Source organism: Xanthomonas arboricola (genome assembly GCF_002940665.1).
In the GTDB taxonomy this organism is placed as follows: Bacteria; Pseudomonadota; Gammaproteobacteria; order Xanthomonadales; family Xanthomonadaceae; genus Xanthomonas; species Xanthomonas arboricola_B.
Genome location: NZ_MIGY01000001.1, coordinates 548,845 through 564,508 on the forward strand (window position 1 = coordinate 548,845; position 15,664 = coordinate 564,508).

Annotated in this window: 12 protein-coding genes; 7 read left to right on the forward strand and 5 right to left on the reverse strand. The window is 62.8% G+C overall.

Going from position 1 to position 15,664, the window contains the following annotated elements; all coding sequences use genetic code 11:
* Positions 1-107: 107 nt before the first annotated feature.
* Together XarjCFBP7645_RS02455 and XarjCFBP7645_RS02460 are read left to right on the forward strand one after the other, a co-directional pair.
* Positions 108-989 (forward strand): outer membrane protein assembly factor BamD, encoded by an 882-nt coding sequence (locus XarjCFBP7645_RS02455; protein WP_104536105.1) that lies wholly within the window; start codon positions 108-110, stop codon positions 987-989.
* Positions 990-1,325: 336 nt separating this feature from the next.
* Positions 1,326-2,312 (forward strand): hypothetical protein, encoded by a 987-nt coding sequence (locus XarjCFBP7645_RS02460; protein WP_104536106.1) that lies wholly within the window; start codon positions 1,326-1,328, stop codon positions 2,310-2,312.
* 9 nt (positions 2,313-2,321) lie between these two features.
* Here the strand turns inward: XarjCFBP7645_RS02460 and XarjCFBP7645_RS02465 are convergent, their stop codons facing one another.
* The 3 genes from XarjCFBP7645_RS02465 to sucC form a co-directional block, all read right to left on the reverse strand.
* Complete coding sequence (locus XarjCFBP7645_RS02465) at positions 2,322-3,962, reverse strand: NAD+ synthase (RefSeq protein ID WP_104536107.1); 1,641 nt, start codon at positions 3,960-3,962, stop codon at positions 2,322-2,324.
* A 426-nt stretch (positions 3,963-4,388) separates the two neighbouring features.
* Positions 4,389-5,264, reverse strand: coding sequence for a succinate--CoA ligase subunit alpha (gene sucD, locus XarjCFBP7645_RS02470; RefSeq protein ID WP_011038208.1), 876 nt, complete (start codon positions 5,262-5,264; stop codon positions 4,389-4,391).
* A 24-nt stretch (positions 5,265-5,288) separates the two neighbouring features.
* Complete coding sequence (sucC, locus tag XarjCFBP7645_RS02475) at positions 5,289-6,458, reverse strand: ADP-forming succinate--CoA ligase subunit beta (protein ID WP_104536108.1); 1,170 nt, start codon at positions 6,456-6,458, stop codon at positions 5,289-5,291.
* A gap of 232 nt (positions 6,459-6,690) precedes the next feature.
* Between sucC and XarjCFBP7645_RS02480 the strand changes: the two genes are divergently transcribed.
* Positions 6,691-8,304 (forward strand): sensor histidine kinase, encoded by a 1,614-nt coding sequence (locus XarjCFBP7645_RS02480; protein WP_104536109.1) that lies wholly within the window; start codon positions 6,691-6,693, stop codon positions 8,302-8,304.
* Between the two features lie 184 nt (positions 8,305-8,488).
* Entirely contained in the window at positions 8,489-9,883 is a 1,395-nt protein-coding gene (locus XarjCFBP7645_RS02485; RefSeq protein ID WP_104536110.1) for a sigma-54-dependent transcriptional regulator, read from the forward strand.
* 288 nt (positions 9,884-10,171) lie between these two features.
* On the opposite strand, the gene pilB is transcribed toward XarjCFBP7645_RS02485, so the two are convergent.
* On the reverse strand, positions 10,172-11,908 hold the full coding sequence (pilB, locus tag XarjCFBP7645_RS02490; protein WP_104536111.1) for a type IV-A pilus assembly ATPase PilB: 1,737 nt from the start codon (positions 11,906-11,908) through the stop codon (positions 10,172-10,174).
* A gap of 144 nt (positions 11,909-12,052) precedes the next feature.
* Positions 12,053-12,484: a pilin gene (locus tag XarjCFBP7645_RS02495; RefSeq protein ID WP_104536112.1), complete on the reverse strand. Its 432-nt coding sequence runs from the start codon at positions 12,482-12,484 to the stop codon at positions 12,053-12,055.
* 350 nt (positions 12,485-12,834) lie between these two features.
* On the opposite strand from XarjCFBP7645_RS02495, the gene XarjCFBP7645_RS02500 reads away from it, so the two are divergent.
* The 3 genes from XarjCFBP7645_RS02500 to coaE are packed head-to-tail and all read left to right on the forward strand — an operon-like array spanning position 12,835 to position 15,604.
* A complete protein-coding gene (locus XarjCFBP7645_RS02500) occupies positions 12,835-14,091 on the forward strand; it encodes a type II secretion system F family protein (protein ID WP_104536113.1) in 1,257 nt (418 codons plus the stop codon).
* Between the two features lie 6 nt (positions 14,092-14,097).
* Positions 14,098-14,961, forward strand: coding sequence for a prepilin peptidase (locus XarjCFBP7645_RS02505; protein ID WP_002812278.1), 864 nt, complete (start codon positions 14,098-14,100; stop codon positions 14,959-14,961).
* A gap of 13 nt (positions 14,962-14,974) precedes the next feature.
* On the forward strand, positions 14,975-15,604 hold the full coding sequence (coaE, locus tag XarjCFBP7645_RS02510) for a dephospho-CoA kinase (RefSeq protein WP_104536114.1): 630 nt from the start codon (positions 14,975-14,977) through the stop codon (positions 15,602-15,604).
* The last annotated feature ends 60 nt before the right edge of the window (positions 15,605-15,664 follow it).

Consider the following 15,664-nt stretch of genomic DNA (forward strand, 5'->3'; position numbering starts at 1 on the left):
CAGGCAAAAGCGGGAATTTGGGGGTCCGGGCGACGGGAGTCAGTCGCCGGACAGGCCACTAGGCTATCATCGCGCTCTCGTTTTCCTGATGCGTCCTGCCCAGACCCATGATCCGACGGTCCACGTTTTCCGCGCCTGTGCGCCTTATTGCCCTCATGCTGGTTATGGCGTTCGTCGTCACCGGCTGCCACCGCGGCGCCAAGGACAAGAATCCCGATGAAGGCATGCCGGTCGAGCAGCTCTACGGCAAGGGCCACGGCTTGATGGAGAAAGGCAACTGGGCCGGCGCCGAAGCCAGCTACAAGCGCCTGATCGCCCAGTATCCGTACGGCCCGTACACCGAGCAGGCGATGATCGAAACCGCCTACGCCCAGTACAAGGCCGGCAAGCATGACGACACCGTGTCCAGCGTCGACCGCTTCATCCGGACCTATCCGACCCATCGCAACATCTCGTATCTGTATTACCTGCGCGGGCTGGCCAACAGCAACCGCGACACGGTGTTCCTGCGCCGTGTGTGGTCGCTGGATCCGAGCCGTCGCGATCTGTCCTCGCCGCAGCAGGCCTACAACGACTTCAACACCGTCACCGACCGCTACCCGAACAGCCGCTACGCGCCGGATGCGCGCAAGCGCATGATCGAGCTGCGCGACGTGTTCGCCCAGCACGAGCTGGACAACGCGTTGTACTACCTGCGACGCAACGCCTGGGTCTCGGCGGCCGGTCGTGCCAACTACCTGCTGGAAACCTATCCGCAGAGCGCCTACCAATATGACGCGGTGGCGGTGCTGGCCGAGGCCTATACCCACCTGGGCAACAAGACCCTGGCCGCCGACGCGCGCCGCGTGCTGGAGCTCAACAGCCCGCAGCACCCGTGGCTGACCGGCAACTGGCCGAAGTATCCCTGGGCCATCCGCAAGCTCAACCCGTTCGCCGGCGAGAAGTCCGCCGCCACCGGTCAGCGCAACGCACAGATGAGCCGCGACTGAGATCATCAGGCGCTGGTGTGATGAAAAGGGGCCGCAAGGCCCCTTTTTGTTAGTGCGGCAATGCGGATGCAGCAACACGCCTGCGGCGGTGCCGGCGCGCCGATTGCCGCAGGCGCCTGCGGTGCTCGACGACAGTGACGCCTGATCGACCGAGAGATCGGCCGTCCTGCGTTACTCGTACGTGTCCCGCCCTCCCGCAGCGGGTCACCCCTGTCTGCGGCAGCTGCGGGCATGTCGCCAGACCCGGCACTAGGTCACCGAACCGCACCTGCGCGCTGCCTATACTCGGCCTGGAAGAGGATCCGACGCTCCGCTGGCGCCAACCCAGGAGGCCGCATGTCCCGCTGCATCGTCCCGTTCGTGCTCGTCCTGTTGCTGGCGGCCATGGCCACCACCGCCACCGCAGCACCCATCGTCTACGGCGTCAACGCCCACGACAACCGCCCCGCCTACCCCATGGCCCAGGCCGAGGCCCGCTTCAAGCTGCTGGCCGCGCGCAATCTGCGCAGCTACCGTTTCGATGTAGACCCGCGCGACTACGCAACGCTGGATGTCCTGGTCCCGCTGGCGCGCAAGTACGGCATCACGCTGCGCCCGATGGTCTACCCGATGTCGCGCGGGATCGGCTACCAGCTGGCACGCCGCTATGCCGCCGACATCAAGGTCTGGGAGATCGGCAACGAACAGGATCTGGTACGCGCCGAGGCCGATGCGCGCATCGCGGCAATGACCACGATGTACCTGGGCATGCGTCAGGCCTCCAACGAACTGGGCGCCGGCCTGCGCTTCACCATCAACATCACCGCCTGCAACAGCGACGACCGCAGCGCCGACGCACGCTGCCCCGGCGATCGCAATGGCTCGCTGTGGTTCCTGGCCAAGGCCAAAGCGGCCGGCTTCGACTTCGACCACATCAGCTTCCACTACTACGCCTTCCACCAGGATGCCGGCTACTGGGCCGAGTTGTATCTGGGCCAGCTGCGCACCGCCGCGCAGACCTACCACACGCCGGTATTCTTCAACGAGCTCAACTGTGCGGAGATCTACACCGGCAATACCAGCGGCGGTGCCGAAGGCGACCGCGGCTGCTACGACAGTCTGGCGCAGCTGCTGCGCAACGTGCGCGCCAACTATGCCGACGTGGTGTCCGAAGTGAACGTCTACGAATTGCTGGACCAGACCACCATCCAGGGCGCCGAAGGCCATTTCGGCCTGATGTACGACCTGGCGCGGCCCAAGCCCACCCTGGACCTGCTCGCCCGCTTCGCTCAAGCACCGGCCGCCGCAGCGGTGGCCGGTGCGCCGGGCGACCGACCGCAATAGCCGGTCGGGCTACTGCCCGGAGTAGCCATTGGTGATCGGGTAACGCCGCTCGCGGCCGAACGCACGCCGCGACACCTTCGGCCCAGGCGCGGCCTGGTGGCGCTTCCACTCGTTGAGCCGCACCAGCCGCAGCACGTGTTCCACCGTATCGGCGGCATAGCCGGCCGCGACGATGTCATCGCGCGACTGCTCCTGGTCGACGTAGCGATACAGGATGCCGTCCAGCACATCGTATGGCGGCAGCGAATCCTGATCGGTTTGGTTGTCGCGCAACTCGGCCGAAGGCGGGCGCGAAATCACTGCCGGCGGAATCACCGGCGCCCCACCCACGGTATTGCGCCATTTGGCCAGGCCGAACACCTCGGTCTTGTACAGGTCCTTGAGCGGCGCATAACCGCCGCACATGTCGCCGTAGATGGTGGCGTAACCCACTGCGTATTCGCTCTTGTTGCCGGTGGTCAGCAGCAGCCCGCCGAACTTGTTGGACAACGCCATCAGGATCACGCCGCGGCTGCGCGACTGCAGGTTTTCTTCGGTGATGTCCGGCTGGGTGCCTTCGAACATCGGTCCCAGCGCGGCGAGCAACCCTTCGAACGCCGGCTCGATCGCGATGGTTTCCAGCCTGACGCCCAGCGCGCGGCATTGCTCGTCGGCCAGATCGTTGGACAGATTGGCGGTGTAGCGCGACGGCAACCGCACCGCGGTGACGTTGTCGCCGCCCAGCGCATCGACCGCCATTGCCAGCACCAGCGCCGAATCGATGCCGCCGGACAGGCCCAGCCAGACCTTGCTGAAGCCGTTCTTGCGGCAATAGTCCTGCAACCCACGCACCACGGCGCGCCAGGCCAGCGCGTCCATGCTCTCGTCGCCATCGTCCACCCACACCACCGGGGTGAAGCTGCGCTCGCCGGCGATGTAGTCCACCACCAGCCACTGATCGACGAAGGCGGCAGCGGCCGGATGCACGGTGCCGTCGCCATCGGCCACCACCGATGCGCCGTCGAACACCAGCGCGTCCTGGCCGCCGACCACGTTGAGATAGGCAATTGCCGCCCCGCTCTCGCGGGTGCGCTCGGCCAGCAGGGCATCGCGCTGGGCATGCTTGCCGCGCTCGTAGGGCGAGGCGTTGGGCACCAGCACCAGCTCGGCGCCGGCCTGCACGGTCCTGGCCAGCGGCTCGGCAAACCACAGGTCCTCGCAGATCACCACGCCCACCTGCACGCCCTTGACCGTCACCACGCAGTTGCCGCCATCCGGGTCCACGTCGAAGTAGCGGCGCTCGTCGAACACCGCGTAATTGGGCAGTTCGCGCTTGCGGTACGTTGCTTCGGTACGCCCGTCGCGCAACACGCTGGCGGCGTTGTAGACCACGCTGCCGGCGCTCTGCGGCCAGCCGACCACCGCCACGATCCCTTGCGTGCTGGCGGCGATGCGCGCCAGCGCTTCCTCGCAATGGGCGAGAAAGCCGGGCCGCAGCAGCAGATCCTCCGGCGGATAGCCGCTGATCGCCAGCTCGGGAAACAGCACGATGTCCGCATCGAACTCGTCGCGCGCTGCCGCGATGAAATCGATGATGCGGTCGGTATTGCGCGCCACGGCGCCGACCGGGAAGTCGAACTGCGCCATGGCGATGCGAAGCGTCTGGGACATTGGAAGGCCTATGCGAATGCAGCTGGAGAGGCATGGCGGGGCCGCATCCGGCAAGAGACCGGGATGCAGACCGGCGTCGCCGCCAAGCCTGCATTATTCCAGAAGCACGCCGGCATGCAGGGATCTGCTGCTGCCCCCGTGTTACTGGTCCACTGCGTGCGCGTCGCCTGCGTGGATGATGGCCGGCTGCGTCGTCATCGCTCGTGGATTCGTTGCCGAGCATGCACAACAGCCAAGGGCTCTAAATCGAACCGTGCAAGCCGATCGACCTAGCCGACAAGGCACTACAGACAACGACGATCGACCAAACCGCTGGCACGACGCATCGCTTGGCCACCGGCTCCGGCAATCAGATATCGCCGCCACAAAAAAAGGCCGCCCGAAGGCGGCCTTTCTGACGCTCACACGCTTGCGCGCGCAGCGTGCTTACTTCACCAGCGCAGCGATCGCCGCACCCAGATCGCCCGGCGAACGGACGGTCTTGACGCCGGCGGCTTCCATCGCCGCGAACTTGCCTTCGGCAGTGCCCTTGCCGCCCGATGCGATCGCACCGGCGTGGCCCATGCGCTTGCCGGCCGGAGCCGATGCACCGGCGATGAAGCCAACCACCGGTTTCTTCACAAACTGCTTGATGTACTCGGCACCGGCTTCCTCGGCGTCGCCACCGATTTCGCCAACCATGATGATGCCTTCGGTCTGCGGGTCTTCGTTGAACAGCTTGAGGCAGTCGACGAAGTTCAGGCCGTTGATCGGGTCGCCACCGATACCGATGCAGGTGCTCTGGCCCAGGCCCACTTCGGTGGTCTGCTTGACCGCTTCATAGGTCAGGGTGCCCGAACGCGACACGATGCCGATCTTGCCCGGCTTGTGGATGTGGCCCGGCATGATGCCGATCTTGCACTCGCCCGGGGTGATCACGCCGGGGCAGTTCGGCCCGATCAGCACGGTGTCCGGATGCGAGCGGGTCAGCACGTTCTTGACCCGCAGCATGTCCAGTACAGGAATGCCTTCGGTGATGCAGACGATGACCTTGATGCCGGCCGCAGCCGCTTCCAGGATGGCATCGGCCGCGTACGGCGGCGGCACGTAGATCACCGACGCATCGGCGCCGGTGCTCTGCACGGCATCGGCCACGGTGTTGAACACCGGCAGGTCGATATGCGTGGTGCCGCCCTTGCCCGGCGTCACGCCGCCGACGACCTGGGTGCCGTACTCGATCATCTGAGTGGCGTGGAAGGTGCCCTGCTGGCCGGTGAAGCCCTGCACGATCACCTTGGTGTTCTTGTTAATCAAAACGGACATGGATAGTTCCTTCGGTGTCGTGAATCAGGCGGCGTTCTTGACAGCTTCGACGACCTTCTTGGCACCGTCGTTGATGTTGTCGGCCGGGATGATGGCCATGCCGCTGTCGCGCAGCAGCTGCTTGCCTTCCTCCACATTGGTGCCTTCCAGGCGCACCACGACCGGAACCTTGACGCCCACTTCCTTGACCGCAGCGATGATGCCCTCGGCAATCATGTCGCAGCGGACGATGCCGCCGAAGATGTTGACGAAGATGCCTTCGACCTTGTCCGAGGACAGGATCAGCTTGAACGCTTCGATGACGCGCTGCTTGTTGGCACCGCCGCCCACGTCCAGGAAGTTCGCCGGCTCGCCGCCGTTGAGCTTGATGACGTCCATGGTGGCCATGGCCAGGCCTGCACCGTTGACCATGCAACCGATGTTGCCGTCCATGGTGACGTAGTTGATGTCCAGCTCCGACGCGGTGACTTCGGTCTCGTCTTCCTGCGTCTTGTCGCGCATGGCGATCAGCTGCTTCTGACGGAACGCGGCGTTGTCGTCGCTGTCGAACTTGCCGTCCAGCGCATACAGGTTGCCGTCGTCCAGGATCGCCAGCGGGTTGATTTCAACCAGCGCCAGATCCTTTTCGTTGAACAGCTTGTACAGGTTCACCATGATGCTGGCGAACTGGCCGGCCTGCTTGGCGGTCAAGCCGAGCTTGAAGCCGAAATCGCGACCGTGGTAGCCCTGCACGCCTTCGACGAAATCGACATTGAGCGCGTGGATCAGTTCCGGGGTTTCGGCCGCGACCTGCTCGATTTCCACGCCGCCTTCCGAAGAAGCGATGTAGGTGATGGTCTTGGTGCCACGGTCGACCAGCACCGACAGGTACAGCTCCTTGACGATCTCACCGGCGGTGGTCACCAGCACCAGGTTGATCGGCAGCTCGACGCCGGCGGTCTGATAGGTGGACATCTTGGTGCCGAGCATCTTGGCTGCTGCGGCCTTCACATCGTCGGTGGTCTTGCAGAACTTGACGCCGCCAGCCTTGCCGCGGCCGCCCGCGTGGATCTGCGCTTTCACCATCCAAGGGCCCTTGCCCAGGGAATTAGCGGCTTCGACCGCTTCGTCCGGAGTAGCCGCGACCTTACCGGCCGGGACGGGAATGCCGTACTCGGCAAGCAGCTGTTTTGACTGGTATTCGTGGAAATTCATGCGTCACCGTGGGAAAAGGAAACGACCGCTGCGTGCAACGCAGACCGCCAGGGCGGCACGTCAAGAGACGCGAACGGGCCGCCTATTGTGGCTGACCGCGCCGTGCGGCGCAAAATTCGGCGATATTGCCCGCCCGATCGCAGCGCTTGCATGCAGCCCGGCACTGTGTGCACGCGCGGCACAGATCACGCACTTGCCTATACTCGCGGCTCGTTCCAGCGGGGGAATCGGTTTGCCATCCAGCGCATCGCTTATCGACCGGTTCCAGTCAGCGCCGCAGCGCGAGCTGTACTTCTTCTCGCTGTATCGGGTGCTGGTGGCCGGCTTGATCGCCGCGCTGGTGTTCAGCCCGTTATCCGACGCCATCCCCGAGCCGCGCTACCCGCGCCTGGCCGCCGGTGTGGCGATCGGGTATCTCTGCATGGCCGTGCCGCTGCTGTTCTGGGGCCGCAGCGAGCGCCGCCTGACCACCACCGTGTTCTGCTCGGTGCTGGCCGACATCCTCGCCGCCACCCTGGCCACGCACGCCCTGCCCGGCGCCAGCGCCGGCATCGCGATGATGTTGCTGTTCAATGTCGCCGCCGCCTCGCTGCTGCTGCGCTTGCGCTACGGCATGAGCATCGCGGTGCTCGCCAGCGGCGCCATCGTGCTGGAATACCTGTGGACCCTGCTCGAAGGCGGCGGCGCCGCCCGCCCGGTGGCCGAATTGGCCATGTTCGCCACCAGCTACGTCGCGGTGGCCTTCATCTGCGAACAGATCGGCTCGCGCGCGCGCCGCAACCAGGTGCTGGCGGAAGAACGCGGCGCGCAGGTGGCCAATCTCTACGAAATCAACGAACTGATCATCCGCCGCATGCGCACCGGCGTGCTGGTGGTCGATACGCACAACCACATCACCCTGGCCAACGAAGCGGCACTGGCGCTGCTGGGCGATGGCGACCAGCGCAACGCCCCGGCCGACCTGTCACTGGCCGCACTCACCCCGGAACTGGCGCGCCGCCTGCAACGCTGGCGCAGCGGCTGGCGCGAGGAAGAGGCCCCACTGCAACTGGGCGCGGACCGCCCAGAAGTGCAGCCGCGCTTCGTGCGGCTGCTCGCCGACAGCGACCTGGTACTGGTATTTCTGGACGATGCCAGCGTGGTGTCGCGGCGCGCCGAATCGCTCACCCTGTCGGCGATGGGACGCTTTTCGGCCAGCCTGGCGCACGAGATCCGCAACCCGCTGGCGGCGATCAGCTACGCCTCGCAGCTGCTGGAAGAATCCCCCGACATCGGCGCTGCCGACCGCCGTCTGCTGCAGATCATCCACCAGCAATGCCAGCGCACCAACGGCATCGTCGAGAGCGTGCTCGCGCTGGCCCGCCGCGAGCGCGCAAGCCCGGACAACCTGGATCTGGCCGCCTTCGTGCGCCGCTTCGTGGTCGAGTACCGGCAGACCCTGTCGATGGAAACCGACATCCTGGAGGCCAGCATCCAGGGCAATGCCGTGCATGCCTTGGTCGACCCCAAGCATCTGCACCAGATCCTGACCGCATTGGTGCACAACGCACTCAAATACGGCCGGGTCATGGACGAGCCGGCGCGGGTGAAGCTGCGTGTGGAGCGCATGGAGCGCATGGCGGTGATCGACGTGGTCGACCGCGGCCCCGGCATCCCGGAGACCGTGGCCGCACAACTGTTCCGCCCGTTCTACACCACCTCCGAACACGGCACCGGGCTGGGCCTGTATATCGCCCAGGAACTGTGCCGCGCCAACCAGGCGCAACTGGACTACGTGTCGGTGCCGGGCGGCGGCGCCTGTTTCCGGATCCTGTTGCAGGGGCCCAATAGCCTGCTCGGGAAGTGAGCCAGAGCGTTGCGACATGCCTGGAGCAAGCCCAGTGCGCATATGCTGCGATCGTGTGCCTGCGGCCAGCCGCTGCGCATCGTGCTTTATCCAACCGGCGCAGCGTTGTTGATCGCGTGAATCGTTCCGCCCGACCCCGCCCGGCAATTGTCGACTGTCATCGCCGTGGGCTATCGTGCGCCACATGAACGAACCGAAAAGTGCACTGGTTGTCGATGACGAGCGTGACATTCGCGAACTGCTTGTTCTCACCCTGGGCCGGATGGGCCTGCGCATCAGCACCGCGGCCAACCTGGCCGAAGCCCGCGAGCTGCTGGCCAACAATCCCTACGACCTGTGCCTGACCGACATGCGGTTGCCCGACGGCAACGGCATCGAACTGGTCACCGAAATCGCCAAGCACCATCCGCAGACCCCGGTGGCGATGATCACCGCGTTCGGCAGCATGGACCTGGCGGTGGAAGCGTTGAAGGCCGGCGCCTTCGACTTCGTCAGCAAGCCGGTGGACATCGGCGTGCTGCGCGGCCTGGTCAAGCACGCGCTGGAACTGAACAACCGCGACCGCCCCGCCCCGCCCGCGCCGCCGCCGGAACAGGCCAGCCGCCTGCTCGGCGACTCCAGTGCGATGGAAAGCCTGCGCGCCACCATCGGCAAGGTCGCGCGCAGCCAGGCGCCGGTCTACATCGTCGGCGAATCGGGCGTGGGCAAGGAGCTGGTCGCACGCACCATCCACGAACAGGGCGCGCGCGCGGCCGGGCCGTTCGTGCCGGTCAACTGCGGCGCCATTCCCGCCGAACTGATGGAAAGCGAATTCTTCGGCCACAAGAAGGGCAGCTTCACCGGCGCGCATGCCGACAAGCCCGGCCTGTTCCAGGCCGCGCATGGCGGCACGCTGTTTCTGGACGAAGTAGCCGAATTGCCGCTGCAGATGCAGGTCAAGCTGCTGCGCGCGATCCAGGAAAAATCGGTGCGCCCGGTGGGCGCCTCCAGCGAGTCGCTGGTGGACGTGCGCATTCTCTCGGCCACCCACAAGAACCTGGGCGACCTGGTCTCCGACGGCCGTTTCCGCCACGACCTGTACTACCGCATCAACGTCATCGAACTGCGCGTGCCGCCGCTGCGCGAACGCGGCGGTGACCTGCCGCAACTGGCCGCGGCCATCATCGCGCGCCTGGCACATAGCCACGGCCGGCCGATTCCGCTGCTGACCCAGTCCGCGCTCGACGCGCTGGACCAATATGGCTTTCCCGGCAACGTGCGCGAGCTGGAAAACATCCTCGAACGCGCCCTGGCCCTGGCCGAAGACGACCAGATCAGCGCCAGCGACCTGCGCCTGCCCGCCCACGGCGGCCATCGCCTCGCCGCCACTCCCGGCAGCGCCGCCGTCGAACCCCGCGAAGCGGTGGTCGACATCGACCCCGCCTCGGCCGCCCTGCCTTCCTACATCGAGCAACTGGAGCGCGCCGCGATCCAGAAGGCGCTGGAGGAGAATCGCTGGAACAAGACCAAGACCGCCGCGCAGCTGGGCATCACGTTTCGGGCGTTGCGTTACAAGTTGAAGAAGTTGGGGATGGAGTAGAAGAGCCGGGATTGGGGATTAGGGATTAGGGATTGGGGGAATCGGGAATCGGGAAACGTTGCCGTTCGATTGCTCTTGTGGGGCCGAAGCGAAGTCGATATCAGCACACGCATGGCTCGCCTTCGATTACCTAATCCCCACTCCGACGCCCCGCCGCTCAGCCCTTTCACGTCGGCGCAAGAAGCTGCACGAGGGCGGCTCAGAGCACCTCCAACCCGCAAGACAAAGCACGCTACATGCCCTTCTCCCGCCTGCGGGAGAAGGTGCCCGAAGGGCGGATGAGGGCGCTCAGTCCTTGGTTACGCGATTGATCTCGGCCAGGCTGGTCACCCCGTGCGCTGCTTTCATCAATGCCGACTGACGCAGATCGCGGATGCCGATCTTCTGCGCCGCTTCGGCGATCTGCATCGCGTTGCCGCCTTCCAGCACGATCGCGCCGATCTCGTCGGTCATCGGCATCACCTGGTAGATACCGGTACGGCCCTTGTAGCCTTCGGTACACTCGTCGCAACCGACCGCCTCATACAGCTCGATCCCGGCAGCGATCTGCGCAGGCGTGAAGCCTTCGGCCAGCAACGCATGCTCGGGCAAGGTCGATTTGCGCTTGCAGTTGTTGCACAGGCGCCGCGCCAGACGCTGCGCGATCACCAGGGTCACCGACGAGGTGATGTTGTACGGCGCGATGCCCATGTTCATCAAACGCGCGATGGTCTGCGGCGCATCGTTGGTGTGCAGCGTGGACAGCACCATGTGACCGGTCTGCGCGGCCTTGATCGCAATCTCGGCCGTCTCCAGGTCGCGGATTTCGCCGACCATGATGATGTCAGGGTCCTGGCGCAGGAACGAGCGCAGCGCCGCGGCGAAAGTCATGCCGCGCTTGTTGTTCTGCTGCACCTGATTGACGCCGGGCAAACGGATTTCCACCGGGTCCTCAGCGGTGGAAATGTTGCGCGTCTCGTCGTTGAGGATGCCCAGCGCCGTATACAGCGACACCGTCTTGCCCGAACCGGTCGGCCCGGTCACCAGCACCATCCCGTACGGTTTGTGGATCGCCTCCAGGAACAGCTTCTGCTGGTCCGCCTCATAGCCCAGCTTCTCGATGCCCAGCTTGGCCGCGCTGCCGTCCAGGATACGCAACACCACCTTTTCGCCGAACAATGTCGGCAAGGTGCTCACACGGAAGTCGATCTGTTTGGTCTTGGACAAATTGAGCTTGATGCGCCCGTCCTGCGGCACCCGCTTCTCGGCGATATCCAGCTGCGACATCACCTTCAGACGCGCGGCGATGCGCTGATTCAGCTTTACCGGTGCCTTGGCCACATTCTTCAGCAGCCCATCGATCCGCAGCCGCACCCGGTAATCGTCTTCATAGGGCTCGAAATGGATGTCGGAGGCTCCCCGCCGGATCGCATCCACCAGCACCTTGTTGACGAACTTCACCACCGGCGTGTCGTCGCCCTTGGCATCGACCCCGGAATCCCCGCCGGCGCCCATGTCCTCATCCCCGGCCGACACGTCCAGATCGCCCATGCCCTCGTCATCGTCCCCGAGCGACGAGCCCAACGACGCGTTGCTGGCCTGCCACTGCTCCAAGGTGCGACGGATCTGGTCCTCGTCGACCAGGATCGGCTCGACCACCAGATTGGTATGGAACTTGATGTCGTCCAGCGCCCGGGTCTGGGTCGGGTTGCTCACCCCCACGAACAACCGGTTGCCGCGCTTGAACAGCGGCAGCACCTGGTACTTCTGGAGCAACTCTTCGCTGACCAGCTTCATGGCGTTCTGGTTGGCATCGAACACCGATACGTCCATCAGCGGCATGCCGAACTCGACTGCGTTGGCGGCGGCCAATTGCGCTGCGGAGACTAGCTTCTTTTCAGAAAACCACTGTGGAAGAGGGATCTTGGCAACCGCAGCTTGGTCCATTGCATTTCGCGCAGCAGCCTCTTCCAGCGCGCCATCCTGAACCAGGCGCCTAGCGATTCCTGTTATACCAACCAGATTGACAGAAGCTCCAGTGCTCATTTTAAACCTCAGATCTTCATTATTCCAATTTCGATCGAAATCTTAGACCAATACCATCAAATTTAACCACACGCCGAATCTTTGTGTTGACAAAAAACAAGGCCCTGAAAAAACAGGGCCTTGTCGACCGAGCCACTGGGCAGATTAGCCAGCGGTACGGCAGCTGGCCGGAACGTGCTTCGATTCGCCGGCGGTATAGCTGCAAGCCCAAGTGATGGGCGAGTCCTTATCGGCTTGAGTAGGCGTCAACTTCAGAATTGGCTCAACCTTTGCGCCGGTGTTCTTGGAAGTGCCGGTGACCACACCATTAGCAATCACAACGCTCGCGACCTTGTCGGTAGTTTGACCAGAATACCCAGCCGCAGCGTTATTGGTCACGGCAGTTGCCAAAATACCTTGAGACTGCGCTGTTTCAGACACCGCCAACTTGGCTGCGGACATCGCAATCATGGTCTCACTGACCTTGCTTCGAATAGTGTAATCCTGATACGCAGGAAGAGCGATAGCAGCCAAAATTGCGATAATCGCGATAACGATCATCAATTCAATGAGAGTGAAACCTTGTTGCTTTTTCATTAGACATCCCCAGAGAGTGGTTTAATTAAATCCCTTAGACTTTTTCAGCTAGAGCTTTGAGTCTCAGGGCCCTGCAGGTATACGACATGCATCTTCCATGCCAGCGTTGCGCATCATTGCACAGCCTTACCGACGCCAGCATGCTCAGACCATTCGGCAATGTAAACAGGCAACTCTCGCAATTGGGACCCAGAAGGCAGTGTGACGTAGTTGGTCACTTTTCGTCTGGAATGTACCCAACTGTGCTCAAAGGCGACATAGGACCATCCCCTAGCCAGGGGATGTCCAAAGCGCTGAAACCCGCTACTATTGCCTCAATTGCGGCCTGGGGTGGCCGAAGGAAAGGGCACATGTCAGTCGCACGTCGCGCTATGAAAAATGAAACGGCAGGCCGGGGCAGCCAGATGCAATCGTTCTTGTGGGAGGGGACCGACAAGCGCGGCGTTAAGATGAAGGGAGAACAAAGCGCCCGCAATGTAAATATGTTACGTGCTGAGCTTCGCCGTCAAGGAATCATGCCGTCTTCAGTAAAAGCGAAGCCCAAGCCGCTTTTCGGAGCAGCCGGAAAGAAGATTACACCAAAAGATATTGCGTTTTTCAGCCGCCAGATGGCGACAATGATGAAGTCCGGAGTGCCAATCGTAGGCTCATTGGAAATCATTGGCGAAGGGCATAAAAACCCGAGAATGAAACAAATGGTTGGCCAAATACGGACGGATATTGAAGGCGGATCATCTCTCCATGAAGCGATCAGCAAGCATCCCGTGCAATTCGATGAGCTGTATCGCAATCTTGTAAGAGCTGGTGAAGGGGCAGGCGTATTGGAAACCGTTCTAGATACAGTTGCCAGCTACAAAGAAAATATCGAGGCCCTAAAGGGAAAAATCAAGAAAGCTTTATTTTACCCTGCAATGGTTGTCGCGGTAGCAATAATAGTTAGTGCGATTCTCCTCATTTTCGTCGTCCCACAGTTCGAAGAGGTATTTAAAGGCTTTGGAGCCGAGCTACCAGTATTTACGCAAATGATCGTTAACGCCTCACGATTCATGGTTAGCTATTGGTGGATAATACTTATAGCAGGGGCGGGCTGCGTTACCGGGCTACTCTTCGCTTACAGACGTTCACCACGCATGCAACACAGCATGGATCGGCTGATTTTGAAATTCCCTATTATCGGCCAAATCATGCACAATAGTTCTATTGCACGTTTTGCTAGAACTACCGCTGTTACATTTAAGGCGGGCGTCCCATTAGTTGAAGCACTCGGCATTGTAGCGGGCGCCACCGGCAATAAAGTATACGAGGAAGCCGTACTGCGCATGCGTGACGATGTGTCAGTGGGCTATCCAGTAAACATGGCCATGAAGCAGGTCAACCTGTTCCCGCACATGGTGATTCAGATGACTGCAATCGGCGAGGAGGCGGGTGCGCTGGATGCGATGCTGTTCAAGGTTGCTGAATACTTCGAACAGGAAGTCAATAACGCCGTTGACGCGCTTAGCAGCCTGCTTGAGCCGCTAATCATGGTGTTCATTGGTACCATCGTAGGCGGCATGGTCATTGGCATGTATCTTCCGATCTTCAAACTCGGCGCAGTGGTTGGATAAGACGTAATGGCATTTCTAGACCAGCATCCCGGTCTCGGCTTTCCCGCCGCGGCCGGACTGGGACTGCTGATCGGCAGCTTCCTGAACGTGGTGATCCTGCGCTTGCCCAAGCGCATGGAGTGGCAGTGGCGGCGGGATGCGCGCGAGATCCTGGAGCTGCCGGACATCTACGAGCCGCCGCCACCGGGCATCGTGGTGGAGCCCTCGCACGACCCCGTCACCGGCGACAAGCTCAAGTGGTGGGAGAACATCCCGCTGTTCAGCTGGCTGATGCTGCGCGGCAAGTCGCGCTATAGCGGCAAGCCGATCTCCCTCCAGTATCCGCTGGTGGAGTTGCTGACCTCGATCCTGTGCGTGGCCAGCGTCTGGCGGTTCGGCTTCGGCTGGCAGGGCTTTGGCGCGATCGTGCTGAGCTGCTTCCTGGTGGCGATGTCGGGCATCGACCTGCGCCACAAGTTGCTGCCGGATCAGCTGACCTTGCCGCTGATGTGGCTGGGCCTGGTCGGCTCGATGGATAACCTCTACATGCCGGCCAAGCCCGCCCTGCTGGGCGCGGCGGTGGGCTATGTCTCGCTGTGGACGGTGTGGTGGCTGTTCAAGCAGCTCACCGGCAAGGAAGGCATGGGCCACGGCGACTTCAAGCTACTGGCCGCGCTCGGTGCTTGGTGCGGGTTGAAGGGCATCCTGCCGATCATCCTGATCTCCTCGCTGGTCGGCGCCATCCTCGGCTCGATCTGGCTGGTGGCCAAGGGCCGCGACCGCGCCACCCCGATCCCGTTCGGCCCCTACCTGGCCATCGCTGGCTGGGTGGTGTTCTTCTGGGGCAACGATCTGGTGGACGGCTACCTGCACTTCGCAGGCCTGCGTTGACCGGGCCGCGACGATGAGCGACTTCATCGTCGGCCTCACTGGCGGCATCGCGTCCGGCAAGAGTGCTCTGGCCGCAGAGTTTGAGAAGCTGGGCGTGCCGGTCATTGATGCCGATATCGTCGCGCGGCAGGTGGTGGCGCCTGGCCCCATTCTCGATGCGATCGTGGAACGATTTGGTCCGGATATCCTACTGCCGGACGGCACACTGTACCGACAAGCACTGCGCCAGATCGTCTTCGCCGATCCAGCCCAACGGAAAGCGCTAGAGGCGATAACCCATCCTGCCATTCGTACAGAACTGCAGCGCACCGCTCAGGAAGCCTTGGGCCCTTATGCGATCGTCGCAATTCCCCTGCTGACCGAAGCGGGCGGCCGTGCTACGTACCCCTGGCTGGATCGCGTCCTGGTCGTCGATGCACCGGTCGAACTACAGCACACCCGACTTATGCAACGCGACGGCAGTACGCCGACACTGGCGGATCAGATAATTGCCGCACAAGCTTCTCGTGAACAGCGGCTGGCATTGGCGCATGACATTGTGAGAAACAACAGCGATCCAGGAGACCTAGTTCGGGATGCTCATAGATTGAACACAAATTACCTCGCACTTGCAGCCTCAAAGCGGATTCAAGTCCGGAAATAGCGCCCCCCCTCCTTCCCCTTAATAATTTCAATACAAAGAAGAGAGTTTGCATGGACGCAA